At 57.3% G+C, this 6095-nt stretch carries 6 protein-coding genes; 2 read left to right on the top strand and 4 right to left on the bottom strand.

The window, feature by feature from the left end; all coding sequences use genetic code 11:
* Positions 1-99 precede the first annotated feature (99 nt).
* Complete coding sequence (locus J0I64_RS01560; RefSeq protein ID WP_291405746.1) at positions 100-864, top strand: hypothetical protein; 765 nt, start codon at positions 100-102, stop codon at positions 862-864.
* The gene (locus J0I64_RS01555; RefSeq protein WP_291405744.1) at positions 861-2048 is read left to right on the top strand and encodes a hypothetical protein; all 1188 of its coding nucleotides are present in this window, start codon (positions 861-863) and stop codon (positions 2046-2048) included. The genes J0I64_RS01560 and J0I64_RS01555 overlap by 4 nt, the downstream gene beginning before the upstream one ends.
* Position 2049: 1 nt before the next feature.
* Here J0I64_RS01555 and J0I64_RS01550 read toward each other — a convergent pair whose 3' ends face one another.
* From J0I64_RS01550 to J0I64_RS01535, 4 genes are read right to left on the bottom strand one after another with little or no spacing between them, the layout of a single operon-like run.
* Positions 2050-3183, bottom strand: a complete 1134-nt coding sequence (locus J0I64_RS01550; RefSeq protein ID WP_291405742.1) for a glycosyltransferase family 4 protein — start codon at positions 3181-3183, stop codon at positions 2050-2052.
* Positions 3180-4088, bottom strand: a complete 909-nt coding sequence (locus tag J0I64_RS01545; RefSeq protein ID WP_291405740.1) for a glycosyltransferase family 2 protein — start codon at positions 4086-4088, stop codon at positions 3180-3182. The genes J0I64_RS01550 and J0I64_RS01545 overlap by 4 nt, the downstream gene beginning before the upstream one ends.
* Positions 4085-5230 carry a glycosyltransferase family 4 protein gene (locus tag J0I64_RS01540; RefSeq protein WP_291405739.1) on the bottom strand — a complete coding sequence of 382 codons (1146 nt, stop codon included), beginning with the start codon at positions 5228-5230 and terminating at the stop codon, positions 4085-4087. The genes J0I64_RS01545 and J0I64_RS01540 overlap by 4 nt, the downstream gene beginning before the upstream one ends.
* Complete coding sequence (locus J0I64_RS01535) at positions 5227-6093, bottom strand: alpha-1,2-fucosyltransferase (protein ID WP_291405737.1); 867 nt, start codon at positions 6091-6093, stop codon at positions 5227-5229. Before J0I64_RS01535 ends, J0I64_RS01540 begins: the two co-directional genes overlap by 4 nt.
* Positions 6094-6095 lie beyond the last annotated feature (2 nt).

The raw sequence follows: 6095 nt of genomic DNA, 5'->3' as shown, positions 1-6095 counted from the left end.
AAATCATTCTTAATCGCCACCGATTGTGGTCTAGCCTGCGGGGCAGGATTTAGGTCCTGGAGCCTCGCGCTCGTTGGCGCAAACGAAGGGCAGGATTAGGTGGCGGAAACCGAACGTACCTACGATCTCTTGGACATTCTGCGTGTCATCAAGGGCATCTGGCTTTGGGTTGTACTAGTGCCGGTGCTGTCAGCAATCGTTGTAGGGGTCTGGGCGAGCATGTCGTCCGAGAATGCGAGCCTGCCTTTTCGTTCGCAGGCCATTGTCAGGTTTCCGACTGACGCTTTTCCTTCCGGTGAAGTGGAACGCCTGATACAGCCCAGCGGCTCAAATGTCTCTGAGCAGTTTGCTCAAGTGGTCCTCGTTGAAGAAGTTCCGGGTCGACTTGCGCCAGACTACAAAACCCTAAAGCTGACACTGGATTCTGCCTCGGCTGCTGAGGGTGACGCAGCTTTGGAGGCACTAGTCCACCTGCTGGCGGAAGGTGTGCAGTCATTTGATACCCAAAATCAGCTTATGATGCGTGACATCGCTGACAAGCGAGAGTTGCTCACGAATTACTTGGCGGCCTTGGACGAAGCACCGTCTTCACCGCAGAGCGCCGAAGAACTTATCGCGAGAGCTAATTCGGCAGCTTCGCTTGTGTCTGCTCTCGGAAGTCTCGATGCACAACTAAGGCAAGTTCAGGAGGTAGGTGGCGGCCCGCTGGTCGTAGTCAGTCCTGTTGACACACAGCCTTACGCTGCTGGCCTACAGTGGATACGCCTGCCCATCGTGGCGGCTATCGGTGGACTGCTGGCAGTGCTGTTTGTGGCCTTCACCCAAGACGGACTTCGTCTTGCCGCTGCACGGCGCCGCGTATGACTACTCTTTCGGATGGTGGTATCGATGTGTCCTATCGCACCCACCTCGCCGATGGCAGGTTTTCTCTACCGGCGCTCTTTTGCATCTCACTGCTGATATTTGGGGTCTCGGCGTTCGTAGCTTTTCTGCTCCGGTCGCAAGCCGGAAATCTTGCTGACCTAGGGTTTTCGGGGCTGGCAGTTCCCGATGCCTTCAGCCTTGAACAGGCGGTCTATCAAGTCTGGACAACCAGTTGGCATCATATTCCCAACCTCAACACCTTCTTTGGTGTGGCTGTCTTATATTTTCCGATGACCCTATGGGGTAGCGGCTACGTTGTAGTTGCCAATGTTGCAATGCTCGCCGTCTCGGTCACGGTATTTTACTCGATTCTTGAACACATCACGCCCGCTGAGCGCCTAAACGGTAGCTGGCTGGCGTCAATCATCTTGGTGTCCACCAATCTCTATCTTGTTGCCTGCCTCTTCTACCCGAACAAAGAAGTTCCACTCATTCTGCTGACCACATTAGCGCTGTGGGGGCTGATTTACGGCAAGTGGCCTTTGGTCATGCTTTTGGTTCTTCTTTGCTTTTGGTTTCGAGACGGCTACGCGCTGATCTTGGGAATGGTGCTTGTCGTCGCGCTTTCGCGCCGGTTTGCATTTGTATCGGGCGGAATAATTTCATGCTCGTTTCTTGTATTGCTGTTTTTGGCCTTTCCCATAGCCGACCTTTCCGCAGTTGATGCGTCAATTCAACGTAACGTCGAAATCGGAAGCTTGATCGCAGGAGATAAATTCTCTGCGCTCGGCGATGTTGCCGCCTACCTGGCTCGATTGGTTGGCAATGCCTTCAATCTCGGCCTTCGACCGCAAATAGCGGACGTGCGCGGTGGCATCTACCTGCTTGGCGTTGGCTATTGGCAGTTTGGGATCGTATTGCTCGCCGGCCTGGTCTGGAGTGCACGCAATGTGCTGACGGACGATATTTCCCGAGGTATTACGGCCCTGGTATCAATCGTTGTGCTTTTAGGAATTTCCTACGGCACATTTGTTCAGCCGCGCTACATGATGCCGCTGATCTTCCCACTGACACTTGGACTGTCGGAAACTGTCGGCGCTCGTTATCTCTCGATAGGGGCGGCGGTTCTTTTGCCCTTGTTGTTTCTTTTCGCAGGGATGTTGCCACCGCTGGCCGACGGCTAAATCATTGAGCGTGGCTGGGCTCAGGTGTCAGTTCAATGGCGCCAAGAATACGATCGTTTGCCATGTCGATATCGAACTGTGCCTCCGCGATGTCCCGGCTTCGCTTTCCCATTTCGCTCACAAGTTCAGGGTTGTGCAGAAAGCGCTCCATCGCGTCGGCAAGAGCTGAAGCATTATGCGACGGGACCAGAAAGCCGTTCTGTCCTTCTAAGACTGTTTCCCGACACCCCGGCACATCCGTCGTAATCACGGCGCGCGCCATCGCCATAGCTTCCTGCGTGGCACGAGGGAAACCTTCCCGGTAAGATGGAAGAACGAACACGCTCGAGCGTGCTATCCATGGCTTCACGTCGGTATGACCTGGCCACTCCAAGAGCCCGTCACTGACCCATTGAAGAACTTGCTGGCGGCTGACACTGCTTGGATTGCTGTCTACGTCGCCAACGATGACAAAGCGTGCGGCTGGGAAGTTCGCGCGGACTTGCATCGCGGCCGCGACAAACTCAGCAAGGCCCTTCTCATTGATCAGCCGACCGATGAACAGAAAGGTCATCGGTTCGGATACGGGAGGGGCAGCATTCCATTCGTCGAGATCGACGCCGATTGTCCCCACGATGCGCGAACTGCCTGGTGGGACTAGACGACGTGTCACGAACTCGGCTTCGTCATCCTTGTTTAGGAACAACGTCTGGTCAGCACGACTGAGAGCGATGCGATAAAGCGAAGAAACGCTCCGCTGCAACAGCCGCTGCTTGAAAGTCTCACCATGAATGAATGCGTGCCCGAGGCCTTCGATCAGGGCATAGCGGCGCTTTACGCCCGCTAGCCACGCTGCCAGAGTACCATAGACCACTGGTTTGACTGTGTAGGACAACACCAGGTCAGGAGCGAGGCGTCGCAGCGTGTTTCGAAGCTGCCACGTAGCACCCAAATCCTTCAGCGGATTCATGCCCGTACGGCTTAGGTTGTGGTCGATCGGTGTGGCGCCAAGTGCCACAACTGCGGCGCGGGACGCCGGCGTGTAGTCTGGAACAAGCGCGATGACCTCATGGCCGTCTTCCACCAGACGCCTAATCAGCGCGGCGCGAAAATTCAACAGGCCAAAAGCTTGATTGCCGACGAGAGCGACTTTCACCGGTTGCTTTCCTTGAGGGGCTCAAGCAACTGAGCCGCTTGAGAACCCGTGTTCAGCCAGTCTTTCCACCAAGCCAAATCGCTCTCGCCAATACGGCCGGCGACTTCTGATCTGACGCCGGTCGATGCTGGCAGAAAGACATCCTTGCCCAATCGCAAAGCTGTCACCGAGATAGCGGCCAGCACGCCGGCAAAATTTCTCCGGGATGAAAAGTAGCGGAGCTGCACTCCCGCAAGCGCCAGTCTCGTCCGTAGGATTGTCTTGAGGCGCACTCTGTCCCGAAGTCGATAGGCTAGGAGCACATTGTCGAGGCTGTGATAAATACTCTCAGTGTGAGCCCGGAGCAGTAATTCCTGGTCTTCGCACCGAAATGGTGCGTCGTCAGCGTAGCGATGCCGCCGAAACCACTCCGTTCGGCCCATCCAACTGGGGTGTGCGAGATAGAAGCCCGACCACGGACGCGCGCAGATGTCGGCATGGGTCTCGCGAAAGGGAAATTCTCCCAGGATTTTGCTGTCTTCCGATATAGCAATACATTTGGTGCCCAGCAGGTCGGTTGCTGGGTTGTCTTCGAGGTAGTTGACCTGTTGCTCAATGCGCTCGGGATGGGCAACGTCATCCTGGTCCATGCGAGCAAAATAGCGTCCCCTCGCCAGGCTGATGGCTTGGTTGAGACGAGCTGCAAGGCCTTGGTTGGCGCCATCTGCGATAATTCTGATCCGCGCATCGACATTGTCAGGCAGGTCGGTTACGGCGCCATCACTGGACCCATCGTCGATCAGCAGGAGTTCCCAGTCCTGGAATGTTTGCGCCAGCAAGGATGACAGAGCGACGCGAAGGGTCGCTCCGCCATTGAAAACCGGCATGGCAATGGTGACCAGCGGAGGCGATCCATCCATGCTCATGGTAGGCGCCGAGCCCTTTCGAGATCTTCGCTTAGAACAGCCGCCAAGTGAGCGCTGTTGCGTTCATAGTTGTAAGTCTGCTCAGCCGCCCGCAGGCCATCCGTTTGGTATTGGGCCCAAGCCGCATCATCCTCGAGCAGTCGGTCAATGGCCTCGGCCGCCTCGTTGACCGAGATGGCAGCGTCACCGCCGGGCATGTTTGCAATGCAGCCGGTCGACCGTGCGACAAATGGGGTTCCCGTGGCCATGGCATCCAGCAATACAAGCGGCTGGCATTCGGTGTGAGATCCAGAGAGGAAAAGTCGCGACTGCGCATACTTTGCCAGCAGAGCCTCTCCCGCGACGCCGCTGTTGAAGCTCACCATGTCCGGCGTCACGCCCAGGTCTTGGGCCTGCGCACGAAGCACATTTGTGAAGGCGGTATGCTCCTGGCCAAATAAAGCGAGCGGAATGACATTCTTCGCTCGGGATCGGGCATAGGCCGCAATCACATAGTCGAAGCCTTTGGCCGGAGTATAAGAGCCCACCGAGATGATTTGTGTGCGTGTGTCCGACGGAGTGGCGAGCGCGGCGGTGTCACAGCTGTTCGGAATGACATGGATGGGGACGCCGACCTTACGGGCAATTCCGAGGTCATCAAACCGGTCATCTGAGCCACCATCGGCCAAAAAGATCATGGCATCGAGACTGGCGATCTTCTTGCGGAGCGTCCACCAATAGGGCCGCCAAAGGATATAGAAGGCCAGCGAGCGGACTGGAATGTATGAGAGCCAGCTATTGGTTGAAAGGCAGTGGCTGTAGAGGAACTTTCGCGCCTTCAACTCGCCAGATATCTGGAGGGGAATGTCCGTGCTCCAGGTCTGCCAGGCTTCCAGGACAATGGTGTCATAGCGCTCCGTGCGCAGAAAACTGCGGTAGCTTTCGACATCGCCGCGGATTGGGTTGCGCAAATAATCTGCGCCAGTCACGGCAAAGCGCTCGACCCGTACGCCGTCCATCATCTCCGTCGTTCGGGCGCTGCCGCCGGTTGCAACGACAACTTCAAACCCGTGCCTGACCAGTCCCAGTGCGTGACGGCGCACCGCATTGCCCAGCCCGCTGTTGAAGGGCGGATAGGTGGGTGTTGTCAGCAACACTTTCATAGGCGGGTCCAGTTCGCCGGGATCAAGTCGCGCGTATCGTGCTGGGCGCTGCGAAACCAATTCAGTGGGGCAATGACCTCCTTGCCAGGCTTGGGGTTGAGCCAGGCACCCCACCAGCTGAAGGAGCTGTTGGCGATGATGTGGTGATGGCAGAGCGCCATCAGATGCATATCCTGTTCGTCGCGACCATCGTCCTTGGGCTCCACGAATACCGCCGATGAGAAGTCTTTCAAATTGGCTCGTGCCCAGTCCGGGTCGTCGCTGAACACCATGTATTCTGCATTGCCGAGCTGCTGAGCAAGCCGCTGCCGCGCCGCGTCGTACCATTCTGGCTCGCAGGTGCCATGATAGGCGTTTGTCGTGGCATTGCTCACATAGTCTCCGCGACGGACATGCACCGAGATCATTGGGCGTTCTGTCAACAAGTCGGCGATGGCCTGACGGTCCGGCGTAAATGCTTCCCGGAGCTGGAATTCACCACGGATGATGTCGGCATAGGACGAGAAATAGCGGTCGCTCTGCCAATTGCCTGAAAGGTGTAACGGCGGGCTAAGGTCCAGGATCGTCGGATCGAATGGGAAACCTTGCTCCACGATCCGGGTCTGGCCTGTCAGCCAGCGCGGCAGGCGGTGTAGTCGCCGCCCGAGCCTCCCCAGCTCGCGCGGCATGTCGGCCTCGCTGGCCAGCTCGGCGCTGATCCGGAAATGGGAGAGCGCATAGCTGCGCAGGGCGTCATGCTGGAGACCACGCACATCGAGCAACAGCGGAGCGCCATGGCGTTCGGCCAGGGCCCGGCCCATGGCATACTGGAACATCTGGTTGCCGAGCCCGCCGGTCAGGGCGGTGATATAGGCCTTTTGCACGC

This window comes from Devosia sp. (genome assembly GCF_017307565.1).
Lineage (GTDB): Bacteria > Pseudomonadota > Alphaproteobacteria > Rhizobiales > Devosiaceae > Devosia.
This window is presented reverse-complemented; position numbering and strand designations above follow the sequence as displayed.

Bases quoted from the DNA above. Each gene is read 5' to 3' on its own strand.
- J0I64_RS01555 (WP_291405744.1), top strand. From the start codon at position 861: ATGACTACTCTTTCGGATGGTGGTATCGATGTGTCCTATCGCACCCAC.
- J0I64_RS01545 (WP_291405740.1), bottom strand. From the start codon at position 4,088: ATGAGCATGGATGGATCGCCTCCGCTGGTCACCATTGCCATGCCGGTT.
- J0I64_RS01540 (WP_291405739.1), bottom strand. From the start codon at position 5,230: ATGAAAGTGTTGCTGACAACACCCACCTATCCGCCCTTCAACAGCGGG.